Here is a 14,522-nt window from a genome sequence, read left to right as displayed (position 1 = left end):
TGTGCGGTCAGAAGGTGAAGCCGAGGCGAAAGTGCAGGCGGAATTTCTTCGTGTCCACGCCGTAGGCCAGATCGGCCTGCACCGGCCCGACCGGGCTGCGCCAGCGCGCGCCCACGCCCACGCCCACCTTGGGCTTGAGCTCGCCGGGCTTGTCGGCCACGGCACCGGCATCGACGAACACCACGCTCTCCCATTCGGTGAGCTTGTTGTTGTAGACGAAGGGGCGCTGCCATTCGACGCTCGCCACGCCGAGGTAGCGGCCGGCCACCGTCTGGCCGTCCGCGCGCACGGTGCCGATCTGCTTGTAGCTGTAGCCGCGCACGGTGGTGTCGCCGCCGGTGAGGAACATCAGCGTGGAAGGAATCTGCGCGGAGTCTTTCGCAGACACCGCGCCGGCCTCAAGGCGCAACTGCAGGCGGCTGCGGCGGGCGCGCGCTTCGGTGTCATCGGCCGAGCCGATCGGAAGGATGCCCAGCCCGCGCACATAGGTGCGGGTGAAGGGCGTCTGCTCGCCCGTGAGCGTGTAGCCGGCCGCGAGTTCGAGCGCGAGCGCGTAGCCGCGCGTGGGGGCCGAGTTGTTGTCGAAGTAGCGCCCGGTCCAGCCCCAGTTGGCGGTGACCGCCGAGGCCGAGGGCGGCGCGTCGATGCCGCGGTTCTGCGCGTAGTCGTACTGCAGGAAGTAGCTGCGATCGATGTGGTCGCTGGATTTGTTGCGCCCGCCGCGCAGCCGGCCGCTGTCGACGATGTAGCTGCCCGATTCCTCGCGCTTGAGTTCGGCGCCGGAGAACCAGCGCCAGCCCTTGTCATCGGGAATCGCGTTCCACTCGGTGCCCAGCGACTGGATGTCGTTGTCCACCGAAAGCCGCGAGACCGCGCGCCAGCCGAGCAGCGGAATCTGGTTGTGGATGTGGTCGATCGACAGGCGCGGGCCGTTGTCGGTGGTGAATCCGGCCCCCAGCACCACTTTCTGCAGCGGCGCCTCGCGCAGTTGCGCGATGACCGGCGCGGCCAGCGGGTTGCCGCTCTCGGTGTCGAGCGTGAGGAACACCGAGTCGTAGTAGCCGCTGCTGGCCAGGCGCTGCTGGGCGTCGAGCAGCTTCTGCTGGTCGTAGTCGGTGCCGCTGGGCAGGCGGGCGATGCGGCGCGCGCCGTCGGGGTCGTATCGCGAAAGGCCGCGCAGCACGAGCGGGCCGAACTTGTAGGCGGGCCCCGACTGGTAGGTGACGCTCAGGCGCGCCTCGCTGCGGTCGGCATCGACCTCGGCGCGGCTCACTTCGATGTTGCCGGTGGGGAAGCGCTTGGCCGTCAGGCTGCGCAGCGCAGTGGTCTTGGCGTCGTCCCAGGCCTGCTGAGTAAAGGGAAGGCCTGCGCGGAGCGCCCAGCCGGTGCGGATCGAATCGCGCTGCGCCTCGGCGGTGGCGTCGTCGGCGATGGCTCCGGCATAGCTGATCTGCACATTGCTCACCTTGGTGGGCTCGCCCGGCGCGACGGTGATGACGATCTCGCGCGGGGCCTTGGTGCTCTCGGGCGTCTCGTTGAGTTCGAGCGTCAGCGTCGGGGTGAAGTAGCCGAGGGTGCCGAGCAGTTCGCGCGCATTGGCTTCGGCGGCGACCATGAGGCGGGAGATTTCCGTCGCGCCGAGGTCGTCGAGTTCGCGGTAGCGCTGGATTTCCAGATGGAGCGTGAGGTAGTCGCGAACCGCTTCAGGTCCGCGCACGTCGACGGTGAAAGCATCGCGCCTGTCGGCTTTCTTCTCGTCCTTGCTGCTGTCCTTGGCGGCGGTGCTGTCGGCATCGCCGCTGCGCACGAGGCCGGCCACGGGCTTGCCCTCGGAGCTTTCTTTTTTCGGCAGCAAGCTGCAGCCTTGCAAAAGAAGGACGCCACAAAAAAGCAAAGCCGGCCACCACGCCGGCGAAGAAACGGATACCACCCTGACCATGGGCGGATTCTGACAGCAAGATTTGTCCGTTCCTGAAGCTTCCGGATACAGAACGGCGCTGTCCTGCTGGTGTCCTACTTGCGCATTACTTGGAGAGCATGCGCATCGCGTCTTCCAGGCCGCGCAGCGTGAGCGGGTACATGCGGTTGGACATGAGCTGCTGCATCACCGCGATGCTCTGCCTGTATTGCCACACGCCCTGGGGCTCGGGATTGATCCACGCGAACTTCGGGAAGGTGTGCGTCAGGCGCTGGATCCACTCGGCGCCGGCTTCCTCGTTGTTGTATTCGACGCTGCCGCCGGGCTGCAGGATCTCGTAGGGGCTCATGGTCGCGTCGCCGACGAAGATGAGCTTGTAGTCCTTGTTGTACTTGCGCAGGATGTCCCAGGTCGCGAACTTCTCGGAGAAGCGGCGCTTGTTGTTCTTCCACATGAAGTCGTAGACGCAGTTGTGGAAGTAATAGAACTCCAGGTGCTTGAACTCGGTCTTCACGGCCGAGAACAATTCCTCCACGCGCTGGATGTGCTCGTCCATCGTGCCGCCCACGTCCATCAAGAGCAGCACCTTGACGTTGTTGTGGCGCTCGGGCCGCATCTTGATGTCGAGGTAGCCGGCGTTGGCCGCGGTCGAGTGGATGGTGTTGTCCAGGTCCAGCTCTTCCTCGTGGCCTTCGCGCGCGAACTTGCGAAGGCGCCGCAGCGCCACCTTGATGTTGCGCGTGCCCAGCTCCTGGGTGTCGTCGTAGTCCTTGTAGGCGCGCTGGTCCCACACCTTCACGGCGCTCTTGTTCTTGCCCGCGCCGCCGATGCGAATGCCCTGCGGGTTGTAGCCGCCGTTGCCGAAGGGCGAGGTGCCGCCGGTGCCGATCCACTTGCTGCCGCCCTCGTGGCGTTCCTTCTGCTCCTCGAAGCGCTTCTTGAGCGTTTCCATGAGCTCGTCCCAGCCCATCTTCTCGATCTTGGCTTTTTCTTCGGCGGTGAACTCGCGCTCGAGCGTCTTCTTGAGCCAGTCGAGCGGCACTTCCTTCGTGAAGTCGGTGAGCATCTCCACGCCCTTGAAGTAGGCGGCGAAGGCACGGTCGAACTTGTCGTAGTGCTTCTCGTCCTTCACGAGCGCGGTGCGCGAGAGGTAGTAGAAGTCGTCGATGCCATAGGCGCCGTCGGAGTTGGGGCCCACCACGTCGGCTTGCAGGGCTTCGAGCAGCGTGAGGTATTCCTTGACGGACACCGGCAGCTTGGCCGAGCGCAGGGTGTAGAAGAAATCGATGAGCATGGTCAGATTCCCGGCCAGTGCGCGGGGCTCTGGCGAAAGTGCAGGCAGGCGACGATCATGACCTCGTCGCCCCGGATCCGGTAGTGCAGGCCGTAAGGGAACTTGCGCAGCTTGAGCCACCGAAATGGCGCGCGTGTCATGGAGAACTGGAGAGGGTCGCGCATCAGGATTTCCTGTGCTGCCGCGATGACGGAAAGGAACTCGGCGCCCAAGCCTGTGCGACGGGATTCATACCATTAGCCAGTTCGATTTCGCGTGCGGCTGCTGGTTCGAACTTGAGGCCGAAGCTCACAAGCGCACGCCCAGCTTGTCGGCGATTTGCTGCAGCGTGAGTTCATGGCCTGGATGGGCATCGTTCCAGGCGGCGCGGTGCTGCAACTCGGCATGGACTTCGTCGCTCATGGCGGGGACAAGCGCCTGATCGATGCTGTCCCACAAGTCCTCGACGAGCTGCAGCTTCTCGTGCGTGCCAAGATGACTCAGATCGTTCAGTACGGCGTTCACGGTTTCTCTCCGAAGCGATGAATGTGATTCTGCTCAAGTGTGCGAGGAGGCGCCGGCGCGCCGCTCGAGCAGGTAGAGCAGCTGGGCCTTCACCTCGGGCCACTCGCCCGCGCGCAGGCTGTACATGACGGTGTCGCGGATGGTGCCGTCCCGGCGCATCGCGTGGCCGCGGATCACGCCGTCTTTCTTCGCGCCCAGGCGCTCGATGGCGCGCTGCGAGGCGAAGTTGAAGTTGTCGGTGCGCCAGCCCACCACGTTGCAGCCGAGCGTGTCGAACGCGTGCGTGAGCATCAGGAGCTTGCAGGTGGTGTTGATGTGGGTGCGCTGGCAGCGCGCCGCGTACCAGGTGTAGCCGATCTCGACGCGCTTCACGCCCGGCAGGATGTCGTGGAAGCTGGTGCTGCCGAGCACGGTGCCGGTGGCTGCTTCGGTCACGGCGAAGGCGAAGCGGTCGGCCGTCTTCAGCGCGGTCTCGATGTAGGCGCGGGTGTTCTCGGGCTCGGGCACGGAGGTGACGCGAAGCTTCCAGAGTTCGCCATCGGCGGCCGCGGCGCGAAGGCCCTCTTCGTGGTCGAGCGACAGCGGCACCAGCGCGATGTCGCGGGCCTTCAGCGTGACAGGTTCGACGAACGCCATCTCAAACACCTCTGAATTTCAGCTTCTCGGATTGCCGTACTTGCGCACATACCAGGCGCGTGCGATCTGCACCCCGCCACCGCCGCCGAGGCCGATCAGGAGGATGCCGAAGATCTCCTTGTTGCCGTAGCCGCCGGCGCCGAAGGCATCCAGGCCCAGCAGCAGCCCGACCCAGCGGCCGAGCAGCGCACCCGCGACGAACAGCACCGCCTGGGCCACGCCCAGCTTGAGCAGTTGGCCCGTGGGATGCGGCCGCGGTGATTCGCTCATCGGTTGTTGCGCTGCATGAAGACGAGCTTCTCGAAGAGCGTCACGTCCTGCTCGTTCTTGAGCAGCGCGCCCACCAGCGGCGGCACGGCGACCTTGTCGTCCTTGCTCTGCAGGGCTTCGAGGGGGATGTCTTCGGCCACCAGGAGCTTGAGCCAGTCGAGCAGTTCGGAAGTCGAGGGCTTCTTCTTGAGGCCGGGCAGGTTGCGCACGTCGTAGAAGGTCTTCATCGCGGCCGTGAGCAGCTCCTGCTTCAGACCCGGGAAGTGCACGGCGACGATGTGCTTCATCGTCTCGGCATCGGGGAACTTGATGTAGTGGAAGAAGCAGCGGCGAAGGAATGCGTCGGGCAGTTCCTTCTCGTTGTTGGAGGTGATGAACACCACCGGCCGGTGCTTGGCGCGGATGAGCTCGCGCGTCTCGTAGCAGTAGAACTCCATGCGGTCGATTTCGCGCAGCAGGTCGTTCGGGAATTCGATGTCGGCCTTGTCGATCTCGTCGATGAGAAGGGCCACCGGCTCGTCGGCCGTGAAGGCCTGCCACAGCACGCCCTTGACGATGTAGTTCTGGATGTCCTTCACGCGCTCGCCGCCGTCCACGTCGGACAGTTGCGAATCGCGCAGGCGGCTCACCGCGTCGTATTCGTACAGGCCCTGCTGCGCCTTGGTGGTCGACTTGATGTGCCACTGCAGGAGCGGCAGTCCCAGCGATTGCGCCACTTCCTCGGCCAGCATGGTCTTGCCCGTGCCGGGTTCGCCCTTGACCAGCAGCGGGCGCTTGAGCGTGATGGCGGCGTTGACCGCCAGCATCAGGTCCTGAGTGGCGACGTAGTTGTCTGAGCCCTGGAATTTCATGAGTGAACGAGAAGCGAGGTGGAAAGGCGGGGTGGAGAAAAGAACACACTCGACGCGCATCGCACAGCCTCTTGGGCAGCTCTGCGGGGTTCCCGGAGGACCCTTGCATATAATCGAATGTTGATTCGAAAAACTGTATCTCCACGAGATTGTGCGCGCAAAATGAACAAGCTGTTGACCACGATGTTTGCCCTTGCTGTCGCTTGCGTGACGCTCTCGGCACAAGCCCAACAAGTCACTGGCAAGGCCCAGGACGGGGCAAAGAAGGTTCAGATGTGCGTGGGCTGCCACGGCATCATTGGCTACCAGGCCAGCTTCCCTGAAATCCACAAGGTGCCGATGATCGCGGGCCAGAGCGCCACCTACATCGTCTCCGCGCTCACCGCGTACAAGGGCGGCGACCGCAAGCATCCCACCATGCGCGCCATTGCCGATTCGCTCTCCGAGCAGGACATCGCCGACGTGGCCGCCTACTACAGCCAGCTGGGCGTGAAGGAAGGCGATGCACCGCCCGCCGCGCTCGCCAAGGCCATGCCCGAGAACATCACCGCGCTGGTCGGCCGCAACGGCCCCGACAACAGCTGCACCAAGTGCCATGGCGCCAACTTCAACACCCCGAACGACGGCACCGTGCCCAAGCTGGCCGGCCAGCATGCCGACTACCTCTTCGTCGCGCTCAAGTCGTACCGCGTCAAGAACAACGCCCACCTCGGCCGCTCGAACGCGGTGATGGCCGGCCAGGTCGAACCCAAGAAGTTCACCAACGCCGAGCTCAAGACGCTGGCCAGCTACATCGCCTCGGTGCCCGGCGAACTGAAGACGGTGCCCGAGTCGCGCATCCATCACGCAGCGCAGTAAACACACTCGGCGCTTCGTGTTTCTCCCAACAAAAAGCCCGCATCGCGCGGGCTTTTTGTTGGGGATTTCCCTGAGATCAAACGTCGAAGAACGCCGTCTCGTCCGCGCCTTGCATGCGGATGTCGATGCGGTAGCTCACTGCGCCGCCTTGCTCCACGCGCTGGGCGATGAGCGTATGGCGGCGCTCGGCCGGCACGCTCTGCAGCACCGCGTCCTTCGCGTTCGCTTCGGCCTCGTCGCTGAAATACACGCGCGTGAACGCATGCAGCAGCAGGCCGCGCATCAGCACGATCAGGTTGATGTGCGGTGCTTCGCCGGGCGCTTGTGCGCCGGGCTTGACGGTGTGGAACACGAAGCGGTTCTGCGCATCGGTGCCGGTGCCCACGCGGCCGAAGGCGCGAAAGCCCAGCGCGCGCGCTTCTTCGGGCGTCTGCGGGTAGCGGCCTTCGCCGTCGGGCTGGCTGATCTCGACGAGCGCATCGCCGATGGCATTGCCGTCGCCGTCGATCACCCGGCCTTCGAGGCGGATGCGTTGGCCGGTCGCACCGTCGAGCGCCACGACGGCGTCGAAGGGCTGATCGAAGTCGTAGCCGTATTGCGTGGCGGTGAGGCCGTAGGCGAAGTAGGGGCCCACGGTCTGCGAAGGCGTCTGGCCGAAGTCGGCTTCCTGTGCGGTCATCAATGGCATGGGGAATTCCTCTTTCAGCGGTTCTCGAACGGCGTCTCGTCGGCGCCGCGCAGCACGATGTCGAACTGGTAGCCCAGCGCGTAGCCCTCTTCGGTGATGTCGAGATTGAAGTCGGCAATCAGCCGGTTGCGGTAGCGCTCGGGGGTGCCGGTGATCATCGGGTCGTACTGCATCAGCGGGTCGCCGGGGAAATACATCTGCGTGACAAGGCGGCTCGCGAAGCTCTGGCCGAACAGCGACAGGTGGATGTGCTGCGGACGCCAGGCATTCGGATGGTTGCCCCATGGATACGCGCCCGGCTTGATCGTGAGGAAGCGATAGCGGCCTTCGCTGTCGGTCAGGCACCGGCCCGCGCCGAGGAAGTTCGGATCGAGCGGCGCATCGTGCTGGTCGACCTTGTGCACGTAGCGCCCGGAGGCGTTGGCCTGCCAGAGCTCGACCAGCGTGTTGGCGACCGGGCGGCGGCGCTCGTCGAGCACCTGGCCGGTGAGGATCATGCGTTCGCCCAGCGGCTCGCCGTTCTTGCGCGCGTTGCGCGTCAGGTCGTGGTCGAACTCGCCGATGCTGTCGTGGCCGTACACCGGCTGCTGCAGCTCGCCGAGCGAGGCCTTCAGCGGGATCAGCGGCTTCTGCGGGCCGCGCTTCACCGTGGACTTGTAGCCGGGATAGACGTAGGCGGGATGGGAGTCCCAGTCGCGCGGGGTGAGCGCGGGAAGGGGGCCCTTGGTGGGGGTCGTCATGTGCGTTGTCTCCTGTCGTGGGACGAATTCTCGAGGCGCCACTTTAGAAGCGCAGTTCAATGATGTAAATTGAAGATTGCTCCAGTTTTCATAACCAACAGTCATTGAATAAGCCCGCCGATCTTCGCCAGGATTTCATCCGCAACGTGCAGTTGCGGCACCTGCGCGCCTTCGTCGCCGTGGCGCAGGAGCGCCATCTGGCGCGCGCGGCGGCGCGGCTTGCGCTGAGCCAGCCGGCGGTGTCGAAGACGCTCTCTGAACTCGAAGCCATCGTGGGCACGCGCCTGGTCGACCGCAGCCAGGCCGGCCGCCGCGGCGTGCAGGGGCTCACGCCGGCCGGCGAGCAACTGCTGGCGCATGCGTTGCGCGTGCTCGAAGCGCTCGACGCGAGCGCCGAGGCGGTGGCGCCAACGGCCGGCGGGCGCATCGAGCGCCTGCGCATCGGCGCGCTGCCGAGCGTGGCGCCGGCGCTGCTGCCGTCGGCACTCGCGCGGCTGCGGGACCACTGGCCCGCCGCACAGATTGCCGTGAAGAGCGCCGCCAACGCGGTGCTGCTCGACGAGCTGCGCGCCGGCGAACTCGACCTCGTGGTCGGCCGCATGAGCGATCCGCGCCTCATGGCCGGCCTGAGCTTCGAGCTGCTCTACACCGAGCCCCTGGTGTTCGCCGTCCGCGCGGGGCATCCGCTCGCGCTCAAGCCGGCGCCGGTGCAGGCCGTGCTCGACTATCCGCTGGTGGTCTACGGCGAGGGCACGATCCCGCGCCACAACACCGAGAGCTTTTTGTCGGCGCGCGGCCTCGTGCTGCCGACCCATGCGCTGCAGACGCTCGACGTCGGCGTGGCGAGCGCGCTGGTGGCGGTGTCGGATGCGGTCTGGATCACCCCGCTCGGCGCCGCGCGCAGCGAGCTGGCAGAAGGCCGGCTCGTGCGCCTGCGCATCGACACTGCGGGAACCGAAGAGCCGGTCGGCCTGTTGTTGCGCAGCGATGCCGAGGCGTCGTCGCTGCGCGTTGCGATGGCCGCGTTGCTGCGCGAAGGCGCGAAGCAGCAAGGCGACTTGCCGGCGCGGAGTAGGCAGAAACCCTGATCAGTCTTTGGTCGCGCGGCGCTGCACGCAGGCCACGTAGCCCTCGCCATCGGGCGGGCGCCCCGCGCGCTGGCTCTCCCACATCATCTGGCCGAGGCAATCCATCGCCTCGTGATGCGCATGCAGCAGCGAACCACGGCGCGCCGCCAGCAGTTCGACGGCCTGGCGGATGCCGCGCGGCTGGTCGATGGAGCACTGCTCGCTGATCGACAGATGCATCGACAGATGAAGGAACGGGTTCTCGCGTCCGTTCGATCCGTCGTACACGCGCGCCACCGCGGCATCGGCATCGGCCAGGTCTTCGTGGTACTCGGGGTGCTCGTCGATCCAGCCGGCGGCGATGGTCTCGAGCGCTTCCATCGGAAGGCCCTGCCGGTGCTTGGCGTACACATCGCAGAAGAAGCGGCGCACGTCTTCCTGGGAGGGGTTGAACATATATATAGATAAGAAGAGGGTGAAGAAAGCGCGTGGAGGAAGTCGCTCGAAGTGCCATTGCGCGCCGGCCTTCGCGGCACCCGGAACACGTCCGGCGTTCCGGGTACGGGGCGTTACATCGTTACGTAACGAATCGCGAAATGACCTCCTTACGCGCTGTTTCGATGTGCGGCCGCGCCGACGTTTTTCAAAAAAATTCTCATGTAAATCAACGACTTGAATCGCTTGCGACGCTGCGTTGGCAAGGCTTGCAAAAAGCGGCACGCAAGTTGCCCCTGTACATGCATCTTTTGTCACAGAGGCTGCCATGAACGCTCCACAAGCATCGACCGTATCGACCGAAGGACTTGCCGCATCCAGCGCAGCTCCTGTGGTTCTCGCCCAAGCCACCGTCACTCCGCTAGGCAGTCCTGCCGCGATGGGTTCGGCGGCTTCCGCCGCCCCTTCCGGGCCTGCCAGCATCGGGACATTGTCCAATGCTACGCCCGGCACTGCCGTGATGCGCGACGGTGTCCGCATCCCGGTGGATGGCAACCAGACCCTGATCGCGGGTGACCGCGTGATCGTGCCGCAGGACGGCCACGCCAACGTGCTGTTCCCCGGCTCGGCTTCCAACAAGGCGCCGCTGGCCGGCGTCTTCACCGGCGGCACCGATGCGACCATCGGCTCGACCAAGCTGCCCGGCGGCCTCGAACAAGTGAATGTGGATGTGGCCTCCGGTGACCTGCAGGTCACCCCGCCCGACAGCGACGCGGACGCAGCCGCGCTGGCCGTGACCAAGAAGCTCGCTGCCGGCAGCGGCATTGGCCTCGGCGAATTCGCGCTGGGCGCGCTGGGTGCCGCGGCACTGGGTGCCGCACTGAGCGGTGGTGGCGATGGCGGCAGCAGCGGCGTGCCGTTCCTGGTTCCCGGCATCGGCGATGGCGGCGATGCGGATGCCGACGCGGATGCGGATGCCGATGCGGATGCAGACGGCGATGCTGACGCCGATGCCGATGCCGATGCCGATGCCGATGCCGATGCTGATGCTGATGCTGATGCTGATGCTGATGCTGATGCTGATGCTGATGCTGATGCTGATGCTGATGCTGATGCTGATGCTGATGCTGATGCCGATGCCGATGCCGATGCCGATGCCGATGCAGACGCCGATGCCGATGCAGACGCCGATGCCGATGCAGACGCTGATGCCGATGCAGACGCTGATGCCGATGCAGACGCTGATGCCGATGCAGACGCCGATGCCGATGCAGACGCTGATGCCGATGCAGACGCCGATGCCGATGCCGATGCCGATGCCGATGCAGACGCTGATGCCGATGCCGATGCAGATGCCGATGCAGACGCAGATGCAGACGCCGATGCAGATGCAGATGCAGATGCAGATGCCGATGCCGATGCCGATGCCGATGCCGATGCCGATGCAGACGCCGACGCCGACGCCGATGCCGACGCAGACGCAGACGCAGACCACCTGCTCGATCCGGGCGACAACCTCGTCGGCGGTGCCATCGGCGCGATCGACGATACCCTCGGCCTGGGCGGTGTCCTGGCGCCCGTGTCCGGTGTGGTCGACGGTGTGACCGATGTGGTCGACAGCGTGCTCGCTCCGCTGGTCGGTTCCGAGTTCACCCCGAACGACCCCAACGAGTTCGACCCGGTGGACACCGCCGTGGGCAACATCCTCGATCCGCTGGGCGAGACGATCAGCCCCGTCGTGGACAACATCCTGGGCGCCGGCGTGACCGATGCGCTGCTCGGCTCGCTGCTGGGCCAGGTCGACTACGTGACCGACGGCCTGAGCAACCTGCTCGGTGGCGAAGGCCCGCTGGGCGGCCTGACCGCCGGCCTCGGCCTGGACGAGCTGCTGGGCGAAGACGGCCTTGTCGGCGGTCTGCTCGACGGCGTGCTGGGTGAAGACGGCCTCGTTGGCGGTCTCCTGGGCGACGACGGCCTGGTCGGCGGCCTGCTGGGCGACGACAGCCTCGTCGGCGGCCTGCTCGGCGACGACGGCGCGCTGGGCGGCCTCCTGGGCAACCTGCTGGGCGACGACGGCGCACTGGGCGGCCTGCTCGGCGAAGACGGCCTGCTCGGCGGGGTCGTGGGCGGTGTGCTCGGTGCGGACGGCCTCCTGGGCAGCCTGCTCGGCGACGACAGCGCCCTCGGCGGCCTCCTGGGCGACGACGGCCTGGTCGGCGATCTGCTCGGCGAAGACGGCGTGCTCAGCAACCTGCTGGGTGAAGACGGTCTTGTCGGCGGCCTGCTCGGCTCCGACGGCCTCCTGGGCGGTCTGCTCGGTGAAGACGGTCTCCTCGGCGGCGTGCTGGGCGAAGGCGGCCCGCTGGGCGGCGTGCTCGGCGGCGACGGCCTGCTCGGCGGTCTCCTCGGTGATGACGGTCTCTTGGGCGGTCTGCTCGGCGACGATGGATTGGTAGGCGGCCTGCTCGGTGAAGACGGCCTCCTCGGCAGCGACGGCCTCCTGGGCGGTCTGCTCGGCGGTGACGGCCTCGTGGGCGGCTTGCTCGGCGACGACGGCCTCCTCGGCGGCCTGCTGGGTGACGACGGCATCGTCGGCGGCCTGCTCGGCAACGACGGCCTCTTGGGCGGCGTGCTCGGGGACGACGGCCTGGTCGGCGGTCTGCTGGGCGGTGACGGCCTCGTGGGCGGCCTCCTCGGCGACGACGGCCTGCTCGGTGGTGTGCTGGGCGACGACGGCATCGTCGGCGGCCTGCTCGGCGACGACGGTCTGGTCGGTGGCCTGCTCGGACCGGACGGCCTGGCCGGCGGTCTGCTCGGCGACGACGGCATCGTCGGTGGTCTGCTCGGTGACGACGGCCTCCTGGGCGGTCTGCTCGGCGGCGTCCTGGGCGGCATCGGCGGCGGCAACCCCGGCACGCCTGGCGGCCCGGCGCTGCTCGATCCGACCGACGGCATCGTCGGCGGCATCGTCGACGGCCTGAACGACGGCGTGCTCGGCGAACTGGGCCTCGGCGACCTGCTGACCCCGGTGGTCGGCCTCACCGACAACGTCACCGACGTGGTCGACGGCCTGCTGGCTCCGATCCTCGGCGACGTGTTCACCCCGAACAACCCCAACGTCCTCGACCCGGTCGACGGCGTGGTGGACCAGGTGACGGACGGTGTGAGCGGCCTCGTGAGCCCGCTGGCCGACCAGCTGCTCGGCGCGGGAACGACCGCGGCGCTGCTGAATGCGGTGGACACGCAAGTGGACTTCCTCACCGACGGCGTGGCGCACCTGCTGGACGGTGACCTGCTCGGCGGCGTGCTGGGTGACGACGGCCTGCTGGGCGGTCTGCTCGGCGGCGACGGCGGCCTCCTCGGCGGCGTGCTGGGTGACGACGGCCTCTTGGGCGGTCTGCTCGGCGGCGACGGCGGCCTCCTCGGCGGCGTGCTGGGTGATGACGGCCTGCTGGGCGGTTTGCTCGGCGGTGACGGTGGTCTCCTCGGCGGTGTCCTGGGTGATGACGGCCTGCTGGGCGGTCTGCTCGGTGGCGACGGTGGTCTCCTCGGCGGTGTCCTGGGTGACGACGGCCTGCTGGGCGGTCTGCTCGGCGGCGACGGCGGCCTCCTCGGTGGTGTTCTGGGTGATGACGGCCTGCTGGGCGGTCTGCTCGGTGGCGACGGTGGCCTCCTCGGCGGTGTCCTGGGTGACGACGGCTTGCTGGGCGGTTTGCTCGGCGGTGACGGCGGCCTGCTCGGCGGTGTTCTGGGTGACGACGGCTTGCTGGGCGGTTTGCTCGGCGGCGACGGTGGTCTGCTCAGCGGTGTCCTGGGTGACGACGGCTTGCTGGGCGGTTTGCTCGGCGGCGACGGTGGCCTCCTCGGCGGTGTCCTGGGTGATGACGGCCTGCTGGGCGGTTTGCTCGGCGGCGACGGTGGTCTCCTCGGCGGTGTCCTGGGTGACGACGGTCTGCTGGGCGGTTTGCTCGGCGGCGACGGTGGCCTGCTCGGCGGCGTGCTGGGTGACGACGGCCTCCTGGGCGGTTTGCTCGGCGGCGACGGTGGTCTCCTCGGTGGCGTGCTGGGTGACGACGGCCTCCTGGGCGGTGTCCTCGGTGGTGACGGTGGCCTGCTCGGCGGCATCCTGGGCGACGACGGCCTCGTAGGCGGTCTGCTCGGCGGCGACGGCGGCTTGCTCGGCGGCGTGCTGGGTGACGACGGCCTCCTGGGCGGTGTCCTCGGTGGCGACGGTGGCCTGCTCGGCGGCATCCTCGGCGACGACGGCCTCGTGGGCGGTCTGCTCGGTGGCGACGGTGGTTTGCTCGGCGGCGTGCTGGGTGACGACGGCCTCCTGGGCGGCGTCCTCGGTGGCGACGGCGGCCTGCTCGGCGGCGTGCTGGGTGACGACGGCCTCCTGGGCGGCGTCCTCGGTGGCGACGGTGGCCTGCTCGGCGGCATCCTCGGCGACGACGGCCTCGTGGGCGGTCTGCTCGGTGGCGACGGTGGTTTGCTCGGCGGCGTGCTGGGTGACGACGGCCTCCTGGGCGGCGTTCTCGGTGGCGACGGCGGCCTGCTCGGCGGCGTGCTGGGTAACGACGGCCTCCTGGGCGGCGTCCTCGGTGGCGACGGCGGCCTGCTCGGCGGCGTGCTGGGTGACGACGGCCTCCTGGGCGGCGTCCTCGGTGGCGACGGCGGTTTGCTCGGCGGCGTGCTGGGTGACGACGGCCTCCTGGGCGGCGTCCTCGGCGGCGACGGCGGCCTGCTCGGCGGCGTCCTCGGCAACGACGGTCTGGTCGGTGGCCTCCTGGGCGACGACGGCCTCGTGGGCAACCTGCTGGGCAACGACGGTCTCGTCGGCAGCCTGCTGGGTCAGGACGGTCTGGTCGGTGGCTTGCTCGGCGGCGTGCTGGGCAGCGACGGCCCGCTCGCCAACATCCTGGAGCCGATCTCCGACGTGGCAAGCGGCCTGACCGACACGGTCGCACCGATCGTCTCGACGGTGACGGGTACGGTTTCCGGCGCAGTGGCACCGGTGACCGACATCCTGGCCGGCGCAACGGGCACGGTGGCTCCGGTGGTCGACACGGTGGTGAGCACCGTCGACCACGCGGTCACCCCGCTGGTGACCGAGGTCGTGACCCCGATCACCAGCCTGGTCGAACACACGCTGTCGCCAGTGACCAACGTCCTGCACGGCCTGTTGGGTTAAGCAAAAGAGCAAGCGAAGGAGAGAGGGAACCGCAGTACAGGGACAGGCCGGCCACCGGCCTGTCCCCTGA

13 protein-coding genes are annotated in these 14,522 nt (G+C 67.5%); 3 read left to right on the top strand and 10 right to left on the bottom strand.

Annotation, left to right across the window (positions count from 1 at the left end; translation table 11 throughout):
- Positions 1–7 precede the first annotated feature (7 nt).
- The 7 genes from QF040_RS19705 to QF040_RS19675 form a co-directional block, all read right to left on the bottom strand.
- Entirely contained in the window at positions 8–1,939 is a 1,932-nt protein-coding gene (locus QF040_RS19705; RefSeq protein WP_429612468.1) for an autotransporter assembly complex protein TamA, read from the bottom strand.
- Positions 1,940–2,024: 85 nt separating this feature from the next.
- On the bottom strand, positions 2,025–3,212 hold the full coding sequence (locus QF040_RS19700) for a vWA domain-containing protein (protein ID WP_013543538.1): 1,188 nt from the start codon (positions 3,210–3,212) through the stop codon (positions 2,025–2,027).
- A gap of 2 nt (positions 3,213–3,214) precedes the next feature.
- Entirely contained in the window at positions 3,215–3,376 is a 162-nt protein-coding gene (locus QF040_RS19695; RefSeq protein ID WP_429612467.1) for a hypothetical protein, read from the bottom strand.
- A gap of 124 nt (positions 3,377–3,500) precedes the next feature.
- Complete coding sequence (locus QF040_RS19690) at positions 3,501–3,716, bottom strand: addiction module protein (protein WP_429612466.1); 216 nt, start codon at positions 3,714–3,716, stop codon at positions 3,501–3,503.
- A gap of 33 nt (positions 3,717–3,749) precedes the next feature.
- Positions 3,750–4,352, bottom strand: coding sequence for a GNAT family N-acetyltransferase (locus QF040_RS19685; protein ID WP_429612465.1), 603 nt, complete (start codon positions 4,350–4,352; stop codon positions 3,750–3,752).
- 18 nt (positions 4,353–4,370) lie between these two features.
- On the bottom strand, positions 4,371–4,622 hold the full coding sequence (locus tag QF040_RS19680) for a hypothetical protein (protein ID WP_093442654.1): 252 nt from the start codon (positions 4,620–4,622) through the stop codon (positions 4,371–4,373).
- The gene (locus QF040_RS19675) at positions 4,619–5,473 is read right to left on the bottom strand and encodes an AAA family ATPase (protein ID WP_013543535.1); all 855 of its coding nucleotides are present in this window, start codon (positions 5,471–5,473) and stop codon (positions 4,619–4,621) included. Before QF040_RS19675 ends, QF040_RS19680 begins: the two co-directional genes overlap by 4 nt.
- Positions 5,474–5,635: 162 nt before the next feature.
- Between QF040_RS19675 and QF040_RS19670 the strand changes: the two genes are divergently transcribed.
- A complete protein-coding gene (locus QF040_RS19670; protein ID WP_307684416.1) occupies positions 5,636–6,331 on the top strand; it encodes a c-type cytochrome in 696 nt (231 codons plus the stop codon).
- Positions 6,332–6,407: 76 nt separating this feature from the next.
- Here the strand turns inward: QF040_RS19670 and pcaG are convergent, their stop codons facing one another.
- Together pcaG and pcaH are read right to left on the bottom strand one after the other, a co-directional pair.
- On the bottom strand, positions 6,408–7,019 hold the full coding sequence (gene pcaG / locus QF040_RS19665; protein WP_429612464.1) for a protocatechuate 3,4-dioxygenase subunit alpha: 612 nt from the start codon (positions 7,017–7,019) through the stop codon (positions 6,408–6,410).
- Between the two features lie 14 nt (positions 7,020–7,033).
- Positions 7,034–7,759, bottom strand: coding sequence for a protocatechuate 3,4-dioxygenase subunit beta (gene pcaH, locus QF040_RS19660; protein WP_307597500.1), 726 nt, complete (start codon positions 7,757–7,759; stop codon positions 7,034–7,036).
- A gap of 104 nt (positions 7,760–7,863) precedes the next feature.
- On the opposite strand from pcaH, the gene QF040_RS19655 reads away from it, so the two are divergent.
- The gene (locus QF040_RS19655; protein WP_429612463.1) at positions 7,864–8,847 is read left to right on the top strand and encodes a LysR substrate-binding domain-containing protein; all 984 of its coding nucleotides are present in this window, start codon (positions 7,864–7,866) and stop codon (positions 8,845–8,847) included.
- Here the strand turns inward: QF040_RS19655 and QF040_RS19650 are convergent, their stop codons facing one another.
- Positions 8,848–9,282, bottom strand: a complete 435-nt coding sequence (locus QF040_RS19650) for a DUF1841 family protein (RefSeq protein WP_007838777.1) — start codon at positions 9,280–9,282, stop codon at positions 8,848–8,850. It lies immediately after the preceding gene.
- 499 nt (positions 9,283–9,781) lie between these two features.
- Between QF040_RS19650 and QF040_RS19645 the strand changes: the two genes are divergently transcribed.
- A complete protein-coding gene (locus tag QF040_RS19645; protein ID WP_429612462.1) occupies positions 9,782–14,452 on the top strand; it encodes a hypothetical protein in 4,671 nt (1,556 codons plus the stop codon).
- Positions 14,453–14,522: the final 70 nt, after the last annotated feature.

It is taken from the genome of Variovorax sp. W2I14 (genome assembly GCF_050435205.1).
GTDB classification, from domain to species: domain Bacteria; phylum Pseudomonadota; class Gammaproteobacteria; order Burkholderiales; family Burkholderiaceae_C; genus Variovorax; species Variovorax paradoxus_C.
Note: the sequence above shows the minus strand (reverse complement) of the source record. Positions and strands in the feature narration are given on the sequence as shown.